This is a genomic window from Pseudomonas sp. E141 (assembly GCF_052659885.1).
The window spans coordinates 5478620-5494538 of sequence record NZ_CP084024.1; the positions used below are offsets into that span (position 1 = coordinate 5478620).

14 protein-coding genes are annotated in these 15919 nt (G+C 60.3%); 6 read left to right on the top strand and 8 right to left on the bottom strand.

The genetic code is table 11. From position 1 onward, the window contains the following. The first annotated feature begins 87 nt into the window (after positions 1-87). Complete coding sequence (glpT, locus tag GKKCFE_RS24595; protein ID WP_445577209.1) at positions 88-1437, top strand: glycerol-3-phosphate transporter; 1350 nt, start codon at positions 88-90, stop codon at positions 1435-1437. Here the strand turns inward: glpT and GKKCFE_RS24600 are convergent. The 6 genes from GKKCFE_RS24600 to GKKCFE_RS24625 form a co-directional block, all read right to left on the bottom strand. Further along, positions 1413-2081: a gamma-glutamylcyclotransferase gene (locus tag GKKCFE_RS24600; protein WP_047226092.1), complete on the bottom strand. Its 669-nt coding sequence runs from the start codon at positions 2079-2081 to the stop codon at positions 1413-1415. The genes glpT and GKKCFE_RS24600 overlap by 25 nt on opposite strands. Positions 2082-2415: 334 nt before the next feature. Next, positions 2416-3384: a CDP-6-deoxy-delta-3,4-glucoseen reductase gene (locus GKKCFE_RS24605; protein WP_047226093.1), complete on the bottom strand. Its 969-nt coding sequence runs from the start codon at positions 3382-3384 to the stop codon at positions 2416-2418. Next, complete coding sequence (ubiD, locus tag GKKCFE_RS24610) at positions 3384-4850, bottom strand: 4-hydroxy-3-polyprenylbenzoate decarboxylase (protein WP_039590257.1); 1467 nt, start codon at positions 4848-4850, stop codon at positions 3384-3386. Before ubiD ends, GKKCFE_RS24605 begins: the two co-directional genes overlap by 1 nt. 122 nt (positions 4851-4972) lie before the next feature. Next, the gene (rho, locus tag GKKCFE_RS24615; protein WP_025216061.1) at positions 4973-6232 is read right to left on the bottom strand and encodes a transcription termination factor Rho; all 1260 of its coding nucleotides are present in this window, start codon (positions 6230-6232) and stop codon (positions 4973-4975) included. Positions 6233-6474: 242 nt separating this feature from the next. Beyond that, positions 6475-6804, bottom strand: a complete 330-nt coding sequence (gene trxA / locus GKKCFE_RS24620) for a thioredoxin TrxA (protein ID WP_139048907.1) — start codon at positions 6802-6804, stop codon at positions 6475-6477. Positions 6805-6924: 120 nt separating this feature from the next. Beyond that, on the bottom strand, positions 6925-7632 hold the full coding sequence (locus tag GKKCFE_RS24625; protein ID WP_047226096.1) for a FadR/GntR family transcriptional regulator: 708 nt from the start codon (positions 7630-7632) through the stop codon (positions 6925-6927). Positions 7633-7885: 253 nt separating this feature from the next. Here GKKCFE_RS24625 and GKKCFE_RS24630 point away from each other — a divergent pair, with 253 nt between their 5' ends. The 5 genes from GKKCFE_RS24630 to ppx all read left to right on the top strand — a co-directional run bounded on the left by GKKCFE_RS24630 (position 7886) and on the right by ppx (position 12412). Further along, positions 7886-8671: a transporter substrate-binding domain-containing protein gene (locus tag GKKCFE_RS24630; RefSeq protein ID WP_047226097.1), complete on the top strand. Its 786-nt coding sequence runs from the start codon at positions 7886-7888 to the stop codon at positions 8669-8671. 21 nt (positions 8672-8692) lie between these two features. After that, positions 8693-9361: an amino acid ABC transporter permease gene (locus GKKCFE_RS24635; RefSeq protein ID WP_047226098.1), complete on the top strand. Its 669-nt coding sequence runs from the start codon at positions 8693-8695 to the stop codon at positions 9359-9361. After that, positions 9358-10008 (top strand): amino acid ABC transporter permease, encoded by a 651-nt coding sequence (locus GKKCFE_RS24640; RefSeq protein ID WP_445577210.1) that lies wholly within the window; start codon positions 9358-9360, stop codon positions 10006-10008. The genes GKKCFE_RS24635 and GKKCFE_RS24640 overlap by 4 nt, the downstream gene beginning before the upstream one ends. Next, positions 9995-10732, top strand: a complete 738-nt coding sequence (locus tag GKKCFE_RS24645) for an amino acid ABC transporter ATP-binding protein (protein WP_076383066.1) — start codon at positions 9995-9997, stop codon at positions 10730-10732. Before GKKCFE_RS24640 ends, GKKCFE_RS24645 begins: the two co-directional genes overlap by 14 nt. A 177-nt stretch (positions 10733-10909) precedes the next feature. Beyond that, positions 10910-12412: an exopolyphosphatase gene (ppx, locus tag GKKCFE_RS24650; protein ID WP_047226101.1), complete on the top strand. Its 1503-nt coding sequence runs from the start codon at positions 10910-10912 to the stop codon at positions 12410-12412. A 144-nt stretch (positions 12413-12556) separates the two neighbouring features. Here the strand turns inward: ppx and ppk1 are convergent, their stop codons facing one another. Both ppk1 and hemB read right to left on the bottom strand, forming a co-directional pair. Then, the gene (ppk1, locus tag GKKCFE_RS24655) at positions 12557-14779 is read right to left on the bottom strand and encodes a polyphosphate kinase 1 (protein ID WP_076383067.1); all 2223 of its coding nucleotides are present in this window, start codon (positions 14777-14779) and stop codon (positions 12557-12559) included. Between the two features lie 17 nt (positions 14780-14796). Next, positions 14797-15810 carry a porphobilinogen synthase gene (gene hemB / locus GKKCFE_RS24660; RefSeq protein ID WP_047226103.1) on the bottom strand — a complete coding sequence of 338 codons (1014 nt, stop codon included), beginning with the start codon at positions 15808-15810 and terminating at the stop codon, positions 14797-14799. Between the last annotated feature and the right edge of the window lie 109 nt (positions 15811-15919).

A 15919-nucleotide genomic window follows, 5' to 3' on the forward strand; every position in this document is an offset into this window, starting at 1 on the left:
GTTTAAGTGATGAGAAGCGATGCTATTTTCGGTAACGAAACTGTAACATTCGCATCCGCAGTCATAACAAGAATCTGGAGCCCTTGAATGTTTGCTTTCTTTCGTCCTGCCGTACATCAGGCGCCCCTGCCTGAAGAAAAAATAGACAGCACCTACCGACGCCTTCGCTGGCAGATTTTCGCCGGCATCTTCATCGGCTACGCCGGTTATTACCTGCTGCGCAAAAACTTCTCCCTGGCCATGCCGTACCTGATCGAGGAGGGCTACACCCGGGGTCAGTTGGGTCTGGCCATGTCGGCCATTGCCATCGCCTACGGGCTTTCGAAGTTCCTGATGGGCCTGGTGTCCGACCGTTCCAACCCGCGCTATTTCCTGCCATTCGGTTTGCTGGTCTCGGCGGGGGTGATGTTCATTTTCGGTTTCGCGCCTTGGGCAACATCCAGCGTAACCATGATGTTCATCCTGCTGTTCATCAATGGCTGGGCCCAGGGCATGGGTTGGCCACCCAGTGGCCGGACCATGGTGCACTGGTGGTCGCAGAAAGAACGCGGCGGTGTGGTGTCCGTCTGGAACGTGGCGCATAACGTCGGCGGTGGCTTGATTGGGCCGCTGTTCCTGCTGGGGATGGGCTGGTTCAATGACTGGCATGCGGCGTTTTATGTACCGGCGGCCGTGGCGCTACTGGTGGCGCTGTTTGCCTTCGCGACCATGCGCGACACCCCGCAATCGGTAGGCCTGCCGCCGATCGAAAAATACAAGAACGATTACCCGGAAGGCTACGACGCCAGTCACGAGAACGAGTTCAGCGCCAAGGAAATCTTCGTCAAGTACGTGCTGCGCAACAAAATGCTCTGGTACATCGCCATGGCAAACGTCTTTGTTTACCTGCTGCGCTACGGCGTGCTGGACTGGGCGCCCACCTACCTCAAGGAAGCCAAAGGCTTCACGGTGGATAAAACCTCCTGGGCGTACTTTTTGTATGAGTGGGCAGGCATCCCCGGCACGTTACTGTGCGGCTGGATGTCGGACAAAATCTTCCGCGGCAACCGGGGCCTGACGGGCATGGTGTTCATGGCGCTGGTGACCGTGGCGACACTGGTGTACTGGCTGAACCCGGCCGGCAACCCGACCGTGGACATGATCGCCCTGGTTTCCATTGGCTTTCTGATCTACGGCCCGGTGATGCTGATCGGTTTGCAGGCTCTGGAACTGGCGCCGAAAAAGGCCGCTGGCACCGCCGCAGGTTTCACCGGGCTGTTTGGCTACCTGGGCGGCTCGGTCGCGGCCAGTGCTGCCATGGGCTACACGGTGGACCATTTCGGCTGGAACGGTGGTTTTGTATTGCTGGTGGGTGCTTGCCTGCTGGCGATGGCGTTCCTCGCGCCAACCTTGTGGCACAAGCAAATCGCCAGTCAGAGCCGCGAAGCGGTGGCCTGATCCAGGGCTGATTTACAGCGTTTGAGCCGCGCCTCCAGATTCCGGTCTGGCATGGCGTGGCTGCGCAGGGCGTGGATGGTCTGCTCGACATAATCGCGAGTGGTGCCATAGCGCCCACAGGCGCTTTCGAACACTTGGCTCAGCACATGATCCGGCAAGTTGCCGGCATAGCTGGGCAGGTGTCGCTCCAGCACGAAACCCAAGGCCTGCACCCGGCTGCCATCTTCGAGACGGCAACTGAGCCAGTGCGGACGATAGGACGGGAACGGCATCTCGCGCTGCCACAAGGCAAACAGCGAATCCTCAAGATTGTCTTGTGGCAATCGATAGGCAAAACCGCTGCACGAACCGCCGCGATCCAGCCCAAACACCAGCCCCGGCAATTCAGGGGTGCCACGGTGTTCGTGAGACCACAAATACAAACCGCGATGATAACCGTGAACCCGGCCGCGCACCCGCTCCACCGCCGTGCATTCCGGCCGCCAGATCAACGAACCATAAGCGAACAACCACACTGGCCCGCCCTGGTGCAGACTCATGGTCGATTGCATCGACGTGCGCAGCTGCTCATGGGTCAGCTGCGGCCCCAGGTCGAGGCGTGGCGGGTATGGGGCGCTGGCAAAGGCGGATTCGATAGCGGTCATGGCCGGTAGCAGTTGGCTCCTCGCGGGTCGGAAGTGGGGTAGCGCCGTCATGACACTGACGCTGATCAGAATCAAGGCAAGTTGGATGCCATGAATGCCTGAAACTCAGGCATATACCTTAACGACATCTAGTGCGCGTACTAAATATCGAATCGATATATCGCCAGGTATATGACCCTGTGAGAGCAAGGCTCGCCCGCGATGAGAGCGATGCAGTCTTTCAGAGAGCGAGGTGCCTGTTTCGCGAGCAAGCTTTGCTCCTACAAAGCTGAAATTCTTTCGCTACAAAAAAACAGACCTCAATCAAGCTTCAAGAGCCGCTCAAGAGCGCGGCTCAAGAGCGCGGCGCATAGGCAAACACGTCGGCGCGCATTTGGTGGGCGTCCATTCCGGCCTCTACCAAGGCATCGAGCGTGGCATAGATCATGGCCGGCGAACCGCTGGCGTAGACATGCACATCCTTGAGATTGCTGATGTCCTCGCACACAGCTTCGTGAAGCATCCCGCAACGACCTGTCCAGCCGCACAGGTCGCTGACGACTTTGTGCAGATACAGGTTCGGCAGTTTTTTCCACTCATCCCAATGCTCGATTTCATAGAAATCTTCCGGACGCCGCACACCCCAATACAGATGCACCGGGTGTTTGAAACCCGCTGCGCGGCAATGTTCGATCAGGCTGTGCATCTGCGCCATGCCGGTACCGGCGGCAATCAACACCAGTGGGCCCTCCGGCAACTCGGACAAATGGGTGTCGCCAAAGGGCATTTCGATGCGCACATTGGGGTTACGCTGAAGTTGCTCCAACAATGTCTGCGCACTGTTTTCGCGCACTAATACGTGCAATTGCAGCTCGCGCCCCGAATGCGGCGCCGAGGCCAGGGAAAACGCCGATTTCTCGCCATTTTCCCGCTCGATCATCAGGTACTGCCCCGCGTGATAGCGCGGCGGCTTGCCCGCCGGCGCGCGCAGGCGTACTCGCCAGACATCACCGCCCACGTCGGCGCATTCAGTGACCTGGCACGCCAGGCTGCGCACCGGCAACTCGCCCGGTGACAGCACGCCATCCCAGAGCACCACACAGTCCTCCAGGGGCTCGGCAATGCAGGTGAAAATCTCACCGTGATCGCGCACTTCACCCGCCTGCTTCACGCGGCCTTCCACTAACAGCGCACCACAGACATGGCAGTTGCCATTGCGGCAGCTTTGCGGGCACTCGTAGCCCAGGCGTCGCGCGCCATCGAGAATCCGCTCGGCGGGCCGGATATCCAACACCGCCCCGGAAGGCTGCAAGGTTACACGCATCAATCTATTCCTAACTGATTCCAGATGGCATCGATCCGTTGGGTAACGGCTTCATCCTTGACGATCACCCGGCCCCACTCACGGGTGGTTTCACCGGGCCATTTGTGCGTGGCATCGAGTCCCATCTTCGACCCCAGGCCGGACACCGGCGAGGCAAAGTCGAGGTAATCGATCGGCGTATTCTCGATCATCACCGTGTCACGCTTGGGGTCCATGCGCGTGGTGATGGCCCAGATCACGTCGTTCCAGTCTCGTGCGTTGATATCGTCGTCAGTGACAATAACGAACTTGGTGTACATGAACTGTCGCAAAAACGACCAGACCCCCAGCATGACTCGCTTGGCATGTCCCGGGTACGACTTCTTCATGGTCACCACGGCCATGCGGTAAGAGCAGCCTTCCGGCGGCAGGTAGAAGTCGGTGATCTCGGGAAATTGCTTCTGCAGGATCGGCACGAACACTTCGTTCAGAGCCACCCCGAGAATGGCCGGCTCATCAGGCGGACGGCCAGTGTAGGTACTGTGGTAAATCGGCTTGATCCGATGCGTAATGCGCTCGACGGTGAACACCGGAAAGCTGTCGACTTCATTGTAGTAGCCGGTGTGGTCGCCATACGGACCTTCATCGGCCATTTCGCCGGGATGGATCACGCCTTCAAGAATAATCTCGGCAGTGGCCGGCACTTGCAGGTCGTTGCCGCGGCATTTCACCAGTTCGGTGCGGTTGCCACGCAACAGCCCGGCGAAAGCATATTCGGAAAGACTGTCAGGCACTGGCGTGACAGCGCCGAGAATGGTCGCCGGGTCCGCGCCGAGGGCCACGGACACCGGAAACGGTTGCCCAGGATGTTTTTCACACCATTCCCGGTAATCCAGTGCACCGCCACGGTGGCTCAGCCAGCGCATGATGACCTTGTTCCGGCCAATGACCTGCTGACGGTAGATACCGAGGTTCTGACGATCCTTGTTCGGACCTTTGGTGACGGTCAGGCCCCAGGTAATCAGCGGCCCCACGTCGCCCGGCCAGCAGGTCTGCACCGGCAACATTGCCAGGTCGACATCGTCGCCTTCGATCACCACTTCCTGGCAGATGGCGTCCTTGACGACTTTCGGCGCCATGGAAATGATCTTGCGGAAAATCGGCAGCTTGGACCACGCATCCTTCAGGCCTTTGGGCGGCTCAGGCTCCTTGAGAAACGCCAGCAGCTTGCCGATCTCGCGCAATTCGCTGACGGCTTCGGCGCCCATGCCCAAGGCCACGCGCTCCGGCGTACCGAACAAGTTGCCCAGCACCGGGATGTCATAACCGGTCGGGTTTTCAAACAACAGCGCCGGGCCTTTGGCTCGCAGCGTACGGTCGCAGACCTCGGTCATTTCCAGTACGGGGGACACCGGCACCTGGATGCGCTTGAGTTCGCCGCGCTGTTCCAGACCGCTGATAAAGTCGCGCAAGTCGCGATACTGCATGCAAAAGCCTCATGGTAGCCGTGGCGTTCGGGGGCCCGAGTTTAACGCCGCCCGTTCAAAATAGTGAATGCACGGATAGCAAAAAGCCGGGTTTCCCCGGCTTTGCTGCCCTGCCTGATCGATTACTTGCGCTTCATCGACAGGAAGAACTCATCGTTGGTCTTGGTCTGCTTCAACTTGTCGACCAAAAACTCGATGGCAGCGACTTCATCCATAGGATGCAGGAGCTTGCGCAGGATCCACATACGCTGCAGCTCGTCGTCGGCGGTCAGCAACTCTTCGCGGCGGGTGCCGGAACGGTTGATGTTGATGGCCGGGAAGACGCGCTTTTCAGCGATCTTGCGATCCAGAGGCAGTTCCATGTTACCGGTGCCTTTGAATTCCTCGTAGATCACTTCGTCCATCTTCGAGCCGGTTTCAACCAGCGCGGTGGCGATGATGGTCAGCGAGCCGCCTTCTTCGATGTTGCGCGCGGCGCCGAAGAAACGTTTCGGTTTCTCCAGGGCGTGGGCATCGACACCACCGGTCAGCACCTTGCCGGAGCTCGGGATCACGGTGTTGTAGGCACGGGCCAGACGGGTGATGGAATCCAACAGGATCACCACGTCTTTCTTGTGTTCGACCAGGCGCTTGGCCTTCTCGATCACCATCTCGGCAACCTGCACGTGGCGGGTCGGCGGCTCGTCGAACGTCGAGGCAACCACTTCGCCGCGCACGGTGCGCTGCATCTCGGTCACTTCTTCCGGACGCTCGTCGATCAGCAGCACGATCAGATGAACTTCAGGGTTGTTACGAGCGATATTGGCCGCGATGTTCTGCAGCATGATCGTCTTGCCCGCTTTCGGCGGCGCCACGATCAGACCGCGCTGACCCTTGCCGATAGGTGCGCACAGGTCGATGACCCGGCCGGTGAGGTCTTCGGTGGAACCGTTACCGGCTTCCATCTTCATGCGCACGGTCGGGAACAGCGGGGTCAGGTTCTCGAAGAGAATCTTGTTCTTCGCGTTTTCCGGACGATCGAAGTTGATCGTGTCGACCTTGAGCAGTGCGAAGTAACGCTCGCCTTCCTTCGGAGGGCGGATCTTGCCAACGATGGTGTCACCGGTGCGCAAGTTGAAACGACGGATCTGGCTCGGCGAGACGTAGATATCGTCTGGGCCGGCAAGATAGGAAGCGTCTGCGGAGCGGAGAAAGCCGAAGCCGTCCTGGAGAATCTCCAGCACGCCATCACCGGAGATTTCCTCGCCGCTTTTCGCGTGCTTTTTGAGCAGGGAGAAAATCACGTCCTGCTTGCGCGAACGGGCCATATTTTCTATGCCCATCTGTTCGGCCAATTCGAGCAGTTCGGTAATCGGCTTTTGCTTGAGTTCAGTCAGATTCATATAGGAATGACGTAATCATTTATGGAGGGGGGAAATTAAGCTTTTGGCTTAATGAGGCCGCGCCGCGGAGAAGGCGACAGGATCGCGTACTTATTCGAAAGGAGTGCGTCGGCGACGGCTTGCAGGGGGCAAAGGAGAAACCAGTGCGGGGCCGAATGTAACACCTGAGTTTGCGAGCGTCTAGCCCCGAGTAACGAAAAAAGCCCCGCGATTAGCGGGGCTTTTTCAACAGCATTCGGCGCTTAGATGTTGGCGTCGATGAAAGCAGCCAGTTGCGACTTCGACAGTGCGCCAACCTTGGTGGCTTCGACATTACCGTTCTTGAACAGCATCAGCGTCGGGATACCACGCACGCCATACTTGGGCGGGGTTTCCTGATTCTCGTCGATATTGAGCTTGGCAATGGTCAGCTTGCCAGCGTAGGCGCCAGCGATTTCGTCCAGGACCGGGGCGATCATTTTGCATGGACCGCACCACTCAGCCCAATAGTCGACCAGTACCGCGCCTTCGGCCTTGAGTACGTCAGCCTCGAAGCTAGCGTCGCTAACATGTTTGATCAGATCGCTGCTCATGGAATCTCCGGGATTGTCAGCAAAAAAACGTGGCCCATCATAGCTGCCCTTACCGGGTTCAGGAAGCCGCAGTTGATTGAGTCTCGCTATGGTGTCTGATGTATTTAGGTATGACGCCCGTCATGGGGCAGCCGGGGCCACGAAGGAAATTCCGGTGCGCAGTGCGGCGTTACGTACGTGTTCCTGCATGGCTTTTTGCGCGCCACCCGAAGCGCGACGGGCCAGGGCCCGAAGGATCTTGCGATGCTCCTGCCAGGTCTCCATCGCCCGCTCCGCCCTGATGAACGGCAGTTTCTGGCTCTCCAGGAAGATGTCGGCGCTGGCGGTGAGAATACTCAGCATCGCCTGGTTGCCGCTGGCCTGCAGGATGCGCCGATGGAACTCGAAATCCAGCCGCGCCGCTGCGTCGAAATCCCCTGCCTTGAGCTCCCGACGCATGGCCTCGACGTTGTCCTCCAATGTGTCGAGTTCATCGGCGCTCAACGTCACCGCCGCCAACCCGGCCGCGAAACCCTCCAGGGCATAACGCAACTGGAAGATATCCACCGGCGAAGCCTGGGCCGCGAACGGCCAGCCCGGGGCCAGTTCGCTGCGCGAAACCTCCACCGACGACTGCACGAACACACCCTTGCCCGGCTGTACGCTGATGACGCCCAGCGCACTCAACGATGAAAGCGCTTCACGCAGCGAGGCGCGACTCACCCCCAGTTGCAACGCCAGGTCCCGTTGCGACGGCAGCGCATCCCCGGGAGCGAAGCCTTCATCGACGATCAGTTTACGGATGGCTTGCAGCGCCACTTCGGGCACTGCGCGAGAGATGGAATTCATGGTTTTTCAGACGAACCGGGCCAGTGAGCGACCAGTTGTAAAGCTAAACGCCGCGCCCGGCAAGTCGTGCTCCACTTGGGTTCGGCGGCAAATACCAACGCTCGATAACGGTGCGAAACGCGGCGCAACTGTTCAGACCAGTAAGACCTCATCCCACCAGTAAAACCGTGGCTTTGGCAGATTAAAAACCAGCTTGGCATGGCCTGTGCTCTGTCCGAACGCAGAAATCACATCACCGATGCGGAGATTCGCCATGATCAAGCGTTACAGCGCCCTGCTTACCGCCCTGTTCGCCAGCCTGATGCTCACTCATCTGCCCGCTCAAGCGGACGGCCTGGAAGACGTGGTCAAGCGTGGCACCCTCAAAGTCGCAGTCCCCCAGGACTTCCCGCCGTTCGGCTCGGTTGGCCCGGACATGAAGCCGCGCGGCCTGGACATCGACACCGCGAAACTGCTGGCCGATCAGCTCAAGGTCAAGCTTGAACTGACCCCCGTCAACAGCACCAACCGCATTCCGTTCCTGACCACCGGCAAGGTTGACCTGGTGATCTCCAGCCTGGGCAAGAACCCCGAGCGTGAAAAAGTCATCGACTTCTCCAGCGCCTACGCGCCGTTCTACCTCGCGGTATTCGGCCCGCCCGACGCCGCCATCAATGGCCTGGACGACCTCAAGGGCAAGACCATCAGCGTCACCCGCGGCGCCATCGAAGACATCGAGCTGACCAAGGTCGCTCCCCAAGGCGCCACGATCAAACGCTTTGAAGACAACAACTCGACCATCGCCGCCTACCTGGCCGGTCAGGTGGACCTGATCGCCAGCGGCAACGTGGTGATGGTCGCAATCAGCGAACGCAACCCCAAGCGCGTCCCGGCGCTGAAAGTAAAACTCAAGGATTCGCCAGTGTATGTGGGCGTGAACAAGAACGAGCCGGCGCTGCTGGACAAGGTCAACCAGATCCTGGCCACTGCCAAGACCGATGGCAGCCTGGAGAAAAACTCCCAGACCTGGCTCAAGCAGCCGCTGCCGGCCGATCTCTGACCGTCGCCTGAGAGGTTGAGCATGGCTTATCAGTTCGATTTTATGCCGGTGGTGCAGAACACCGAGCTGCTGTTGCGCGGTGCCTTGTTCACCTTGGAGTTGACGGCCATCGGCGCGCTGCTCGGGGTTGGCCTGGGCATCGTCGGTGCCGTGGTGCGGGCGTGGCATATTCGTCCGTTCTCGGCGATCTTCGGCGTGTACGTGGAGCTGATCCGCAACACGCCATTCCTGGTGCAGCTGTTTTTCATTTTCTTCGGCCTGCCGTCCCTGGGCTTGCAGATATCCGAATGGCAGGCAGCGGTACTGGCAATGGTGATCAACCTCGGCGCCTACTCCACCGAGATCATCCGCGCCGGCATCCAGGCCATTCCGCGTGGGCAGCTGGAAGCCGCCGCGGCTCTGGCAATGAGCCGTTTCGAAGCCTTTCGTCATGTGGTGCTGCTGCCGGCGCTGGGCAAGGTCTGGCCGGCCCTGAGCAGCCAGATCATCATCGTGATGCTCGGCTCGGCGGTCTGCTCGCAGATCGCCACTGAAGAGCTGAGCTTTGCCGCCAACTTCATTCAGTCCCGTAATTTCCGCGCGTTCGAAACCTATGCACTGACCACGCTGATCTACTTGTGCATGGCGCTGTTGATCCGCCAGTTCCTGAACTGGGTGGGGCGCCGCTACATTGCCAGGAGCAGCCAATGAGCGATTTCACTTTCTGGGACGTGGTGCGCAACCTGCTCACGGGCCTGCAATGGACCCTGGCATTGTCGCTGGTGGCGTTTATCGGGGGCGGCGTGATCGGCTTGCTGGTGATGGTGCTGCGCATTTCCAAAAACGCCCTGCCCCGCAATATTGCTCGCACCTACATCGAGCTGTTCCAGGGCACACCGCTGTTGATGCAGCTGTTCCTGGTGTTCTTCGGCGTAGCCCTGGCCGGGGTGGAAATCTCGCCGTGGATGGCGGCGGCGATTGCCTTGACGCTGTTTACCAGTGCCTATCTGGCGGAGATCTGGCGCGGCTGCGTCGACGCGATTCCCAACGGCCAGTGGGAAGCATCCTCGAGCCTGGCCCTCAACCCGCTGGAGCAGTTGCGCTACGTGATCCTGCCCCAGGCCTTGCGCATCGCCGTGGCGCCGACCGTGGGGTTTTCGGTGCAAGTGGTCAAGGGCACGGCAGTGACCTCGATCATTGGCTTTACCGAACTGACCAAGACCGGCGGCATGCTCGCCAACGCCACGTTCGAGCCGTTCATGGTGTATGGCTTGGTGGCCCTCGGTTACTTCCTGCTTTGCTACCCCTTGTCCCTCAGTGCGCGCTACCTGGAAAGGAGACTGCATGCCTCTGCTTAGAATTTCCGCCCTGCATAAATACTACGGCGATCACCACGTGCTTAAAGGCATCGACCTGAGCGTCGAGGAAGGCCAGGTCGTGGCAATCATCGGTCGCAGCGGTTCGGGCAAATCCACCCTCTTGCGCACCCTCAATGGTTTGGAGTCGATCAACGACGGCGTGATTGAAGTCGACGGCGAATACCTCGACGCCAGCCGCGCCGATCTGCGCAGCCTTCGACAGAAAGTCGGGATGGTGTTCCAGCAATTCAACCTGTTCCCGCACCTGACCGTCGGTGAGAACGTGATGCTCGCGCCGCAGGTTGTTCAAAAAGTACCCAAGGCCAAAGCGGCTGAATTGGCACGCCAGATGCTGGAGCGAGTCGGACTCGGGGAGAAATTCGACGCCTTTCCGGACCGCCTGTCCGGCGGCCAGCAACAGAGGGTCGCCATCGCCCGCGCCCTGGCGATGTCGCCAAAAGTACTGCTGTGCGACGAAATCACCTCCGCCCTGGACCCGGAACTGGTCAATGAAGTGCTCGGCGTGGTGCGACAGCTGGCCAAGGACGGCATGACCCTGATCATGGTCACCCACGAGATGCGCTTCGCCCGTGAAGTAGGGGACAAGCTGGTGTTCATGCACCAGGGCAAGGTGCATGAGACGGGGGACCCCAAGGTGCTGTTCGCCGATCCGCAGACGGTGGAACTGGCGAATTTTATCGGGACGGTCGAGTCGGCGACCTGAGGTTCTGCTGCGCCGTTTCTGGCCTCATCGCGAGCAGGCTCGCACCCACTTCGATCGCGACTCGGTCACTTGTGGGAGCGAGCCTGCTCGCGATTGACGCGAAGCGGTCGCCTTTGCGTTGGCGTAAGCGGTTGATCGTGGCAGGATGGCAAGGTTATCGACCGAGACTTTTTGACCATGCCGCCATCCCAAGCCAAGAATCTGTCCCTGATCGCAGCCATAGACCTGGGCTCCAACAGCTTCCACATGGTCGTCGCCAAGGCCCAGAACGGGGAAATCCGAATTCTTGAGCGGCTCGGCGAGAAGGTCCAACTGGCCGCCGGCATCGACGAAGAGCGCCAGCTGAGCGAAGAATCCATCCAGCGCGGGCTCGATTGCCTCAAGCGGTTCGCCCAACTGATCAACGGCATGCCCCTGGGCGCGGTACGGATCGTGGGCACCAACGCATTGCGCGAGGCGCGCAACCGCGGCGAATTCATCCACCGCGCCGAAGAGATCCTCGGCCATCCGGTGGAAGTCATTTCCGGGCGTGAAGAAGCCCGTCTGATTTACCTCGGTGTCTCCCATACGCTGGCAGACACACCGGGCAAACGCCTAGTGGCGGACATCGGTGGCGGCAGTACCGAATTCATCATTGGCCAGCGCTTCGAGCCGCTGCTGCGCGAAAGCCTGCAAATGGGTTGCGTCAGCTACACCCAGCGTTATTTCCGCGACGGCAAGATCACCCCGGCGCGCTACGCCCAGGCCTATACGGCGGCTCGTCTGGAAATCATGAGCATCGAACATGCCCTGCACCGCCTGACCTGGGATGAAGCCATTGGCTCCTCGGGCACCATTCGCGCCATTGGCCTGGCCCTCAAGGCCGGCGGCCATGGCACTGGCGAGGTCAACGCCGAAGGCCTGGCCTGGCTCAAGCGCAGGCTGTTCAAGCTCGGCGACTCGGACAAAATCGATTTCGAAGGCATCAAGCCTGACCGCCGGGCGATTTTCCCGGCGGGCCTGGCGATCCTCGAAGCAATTTTCGACGCTCTGGAACTGCAACGCATGGACCACTGCGAGGGCGCCCTGCGCGAAGGCGTGCTCTATGACCTACTCGGGCGCCATCACCATGAAGACGTCCGTGAGCGCACCCTGGGCTCGCTCATGGAGCGTTACCACGTCGATCAGGAACAGGCCGCACGGGTCGAACGCAAGGCGCTGCACGCCTTCGACCAAGTGGCCGACGACTGGGATCTGAACGACGGGGTCTGGCGCGAATTGCTGGGCTGGGCCGCCAAGGTGCATGAGGTGGGCCTGGACATCGCCCACTATCACTACCACAAACACGGCGCCTACCTGATCGAGCATTCGGACCTGGCAGGCTTCTCCCGCGAAGACCAGCAGATGCTCGCGCTATTGGTACGTGGCCACCGGCGCAATATTCCCAGGGATAAATTCGCCGAGTTCGGCAATGACGGTATCAAACTGATTCGTCTGTGCGTGCTGCTGCGCTTTGCGATCCTGTTCCACCACATCCGCGGTACCCAGGAAATGCCTCAGGTGGTCCTGCGCGCCGACGGAGCTCAACTGGATGTGCTGTTTCCCGAGGGCTGGCTGGAGGAGAACCAACTGACCCAGGCCGACTTCGCCCAGGAAGCTGAATGGCTTACCCGAGTCGGGATCGTGCTGAACATCCACTGATTGCTCACTGGAGTGAGCTGCAATCCCTGTGGCGAGGGAGCTTGCTCCCGCTGGAGGGCGAAGCCCTCCCAAGAATTCAGGGCCGCTTTGCAGCCCAGCGGGAGCAAGCTCCCTCGCCACAAAAGCTAAGCCTGCCTCTGCCTCTTAACGAACCGTCAGCAATGGGCTGCCCAAGCGCTCCAGCAATGTCGCCTGGGCGCTGCGGGCATTCTGGTTGCCGGTCGGCGTGTTGCGGATATAGCGACCGTCCGATTGCAGGCTCCAGCTGTGGGTGTTGTCGGTGAGGTAGCTTTCCAGCTCCTTCTTGACCCGCAGGATCAGCTTCTTGCCTTCCACCGGGAAGCAGGTCTCGACGCGCTTGTCGAGGTTGCGCTCCATCCAGTCGGCGCTGGACAGGAACATCTGCTCCTCCCCACCGTTGAGGAAGTAGAACACCCGGGTATGTTCCAGGAAGCGGCCGATGATCGAGCGTACATGGATGTTGTGGGAAACCCCCGGGATACCCGGCCGCAGGCAGCACATGCCGCGCACCACCAGGTCGATGCGCACGCCCGACTGGCTGGCCTTGTACAACGCGCGGATGATCTTCGGATCGGTCAGCGAGTTGAATTTGGCGATGATGTGCGCCGGCTTGCCGTCCAGGGCGAACTGCGTCTCCCGGGCAATCATGTCGAGCATGCCCTTTTTCAAGGTGAACGGCGCGTGCAGCAGTTTTTTCATGCGCAGGGTCTTGCCCATGCCGATCAACTGACTGAACAGCTTGCCGACGTCTTCGCACAAGGCATCGTCGGAGGTCAGCAGACTGTAGTCGGTGTACAGACGGGCGTTGGCGGCGTGATAGTTGCCGGTGCCCAGGTGGGCGTAACGCACGATCTCGCCGGCCTCGCGCCGCAGGATCAGCATCATCTTGGCGTGGGTCTTGAAGCCGACCACACCATAAATCACCACCGCACCGGCCGCTTGCAGACGACTGGCCAGTTGCAGGTTGGACTCTTCATCGAAGCGCGCCCGCAATTCGATCACTGCCGTGACCTCTTTGCCGTTACGCGCCGCGTCCACCAAGGCGTCGACGATTTCCGAGTTGGCGCCGCTGCGATACAGGGTCTGGCGCACCGCCAATACGTGGGGATCCTTGGCCGCCTGGCGCAGCAGGTCGACCACGGGCGTGAACGACTCGAACGGGTGCAGCAGCAGAATGTCCTGCTTGCTGATCACGCTGAAAATGTTTTCGCTGTTTTGCAGCAACTTCGGGATCTGCGGCGTGAACGGCAAATATTGCAGTTCCGGATGGCTGTCCAGACCGGTGATGCTGAACAGTCGGGTCAGGTTGACCGGACCGTTGACCTGATACAGCTCGGTCTCATGCAGGTTGAACTGCTTGAGCAGGTAGTCGGACAGGTGTTTGGGGCAAGTGTCGGCCACTTCCAGGCGCACCGCATCACCGTAGCGGCGCGAGAACAGCTCGCCGCGCAGGGCGCGGGCCAGGTCTTCGACGTCTTCGGTGTCTACCGACAGGTCGGCGTTACGGGTCAGGCGGAACTGGTAGCAACCCTTCACCTTCATGCCCTGGAACAGGTCGTCGGCGTGAGCGTGGATCATCGACGACAGGAACACATAATTGTCACCGGGCCCGCCGACGTCTTCCGGCACGCGGATGATGCGCGGCAACAAGCGTGGCGCGGGGATGATCGCCAGGCCGGAATCGCGACCGAAGGCGTCGATGCCTTCAAGCTCGACAATGAAGTTCAGGCTCTTGTTGACCAGCAGCGGGAACGGGTGCGTCGGGTCGAGGCCGATCGGGGTGATGATCGGGGCGATCTCGTCGCGGAAATAGCGGCGCACCCAAGTCTTGAGCTTGGTGTTCCAGTTGCGCCGACGAATGAAGCGAACCTGATGCTTTTCCAGTTCGGGCAACAGAATGTCATTGAGAATCGCGTACTGGCGGTCAACGTGGCCGTGGACCAGCTCGCTGATGCGGGCCAGAGCCTGGTGCGGCTGCAGGCCGTCGGCACCGGCCTGTTCACGGGCGAAGGTGATCTGCTTTTTCAGGCCGGCGACGCGAATCTCGAAGAACTCGTCCAGGTTGCTGGAAAAGATCAGCAGGAACTTGAGCCGTTCCAGCAGCGGGTAGGACTCGTCCAGCGCCTGCTCCAGCACGCGGATGTTGAACTGCAGTTGCGACAGCTCGCGATGGATGTACAGGCTGCTGTCATCCAGGTTGGGAATGACAATCGCAGGGGCCACGGGGGCCTCGGGTACCACCGGCGGCGTAGGCACGGCCTCATGCTCCGGCGGTGTTTCGGCGACCTGCTCGACCACGGGCTGAGCGTCTTTTACGGCAACTTCAGAGAGTCCTTCGGTATTCATCACAAGTTCCTGGGAGGCTATTTCTGCTCTCGTAACAATTGGGCGGCGCGCACAGCAAAGTAAGTCAGGATGCCATCAGCTCCTGCACGTTTGAAAGCGGTCAAGGACTCAAGGATCACTCCTTCGCCCAACCAGCCGTTCTGGATTGCCGCCATGTGCATGGCGTACTCGCCGCTGACCTGATAGACAAAGGTCGGTACTTTGAATTCGTCTTTGACCCGGCAAAGAATGTCGAGGTAAGGCATGCCCGGCTTGACCATGACCATATCAGCCCCTTCTGACAAGTCCGCCGCCACTTCGTGCAAGGCTTCCTCGCTGTTGGCCGGGTCCATCTGATAAGAGGCCTTGTTGGCCTTGCCCAGATTCAGCGCCGAGCCGACCGCATCACGGAACGGGCCGTAATAGGCGCTGGCGTACTTGGCCGAGTAGGCCATGATCCGCACATTGACATGACCGGCCACTTCAAGCGCCTCACGGATCGCCTGGATGCGACCGTCCATCATGTCCGACGGCGCCACCACCTGGGCACCGGCCTCGGCGTGAGACAACGCCTGCCTGACCAGTGCATCGACGGTAATGTCATTCTGCACATAGCCTTCTTCATCGAGAATGCCGTCCTGCCCATGCGTGGTGAACGGGTCCAGCGCCACGTCGGTGATCACGCCCAGTTCCGGGAAACGGGCACGCAGGGCCCGAGTCGCGCGCTGGGCGATGCCATCGGGGTTCCAGGCTTCGGCGGCGTCCAGGGACTTGAGCCCGGCAGGCGTGACCGGGAACAGCGCCAGCGCCGGAATACCCAGCTCGACCCACTTGGCAGCTTCTTCAAGCAACAGGTCGATGGTCAGGCGCTCTACCCCGGGCATCGATGCCACGGCCTCGCGACGGTTCTCACCGTCCAGCACGAACACCGGCAGGATCAGGTCATCGGTGGTCAGCACGTTTTCACGTACCAGCCGACGAGAGAACTCATCACGGCGATTGCGACGCAGACGGGTAGCGGGGAACAGACGATTGGCGGGGGTAAAGCTCACGGCAGACTCCTGAGCCCGCGCTGACGGGCGAGCGTGACAGTTATAGACGGCCATTATGACGAACAGATGACAGATATGTGCACCTGCGTCCCGTCGTCGCAGTCATTGT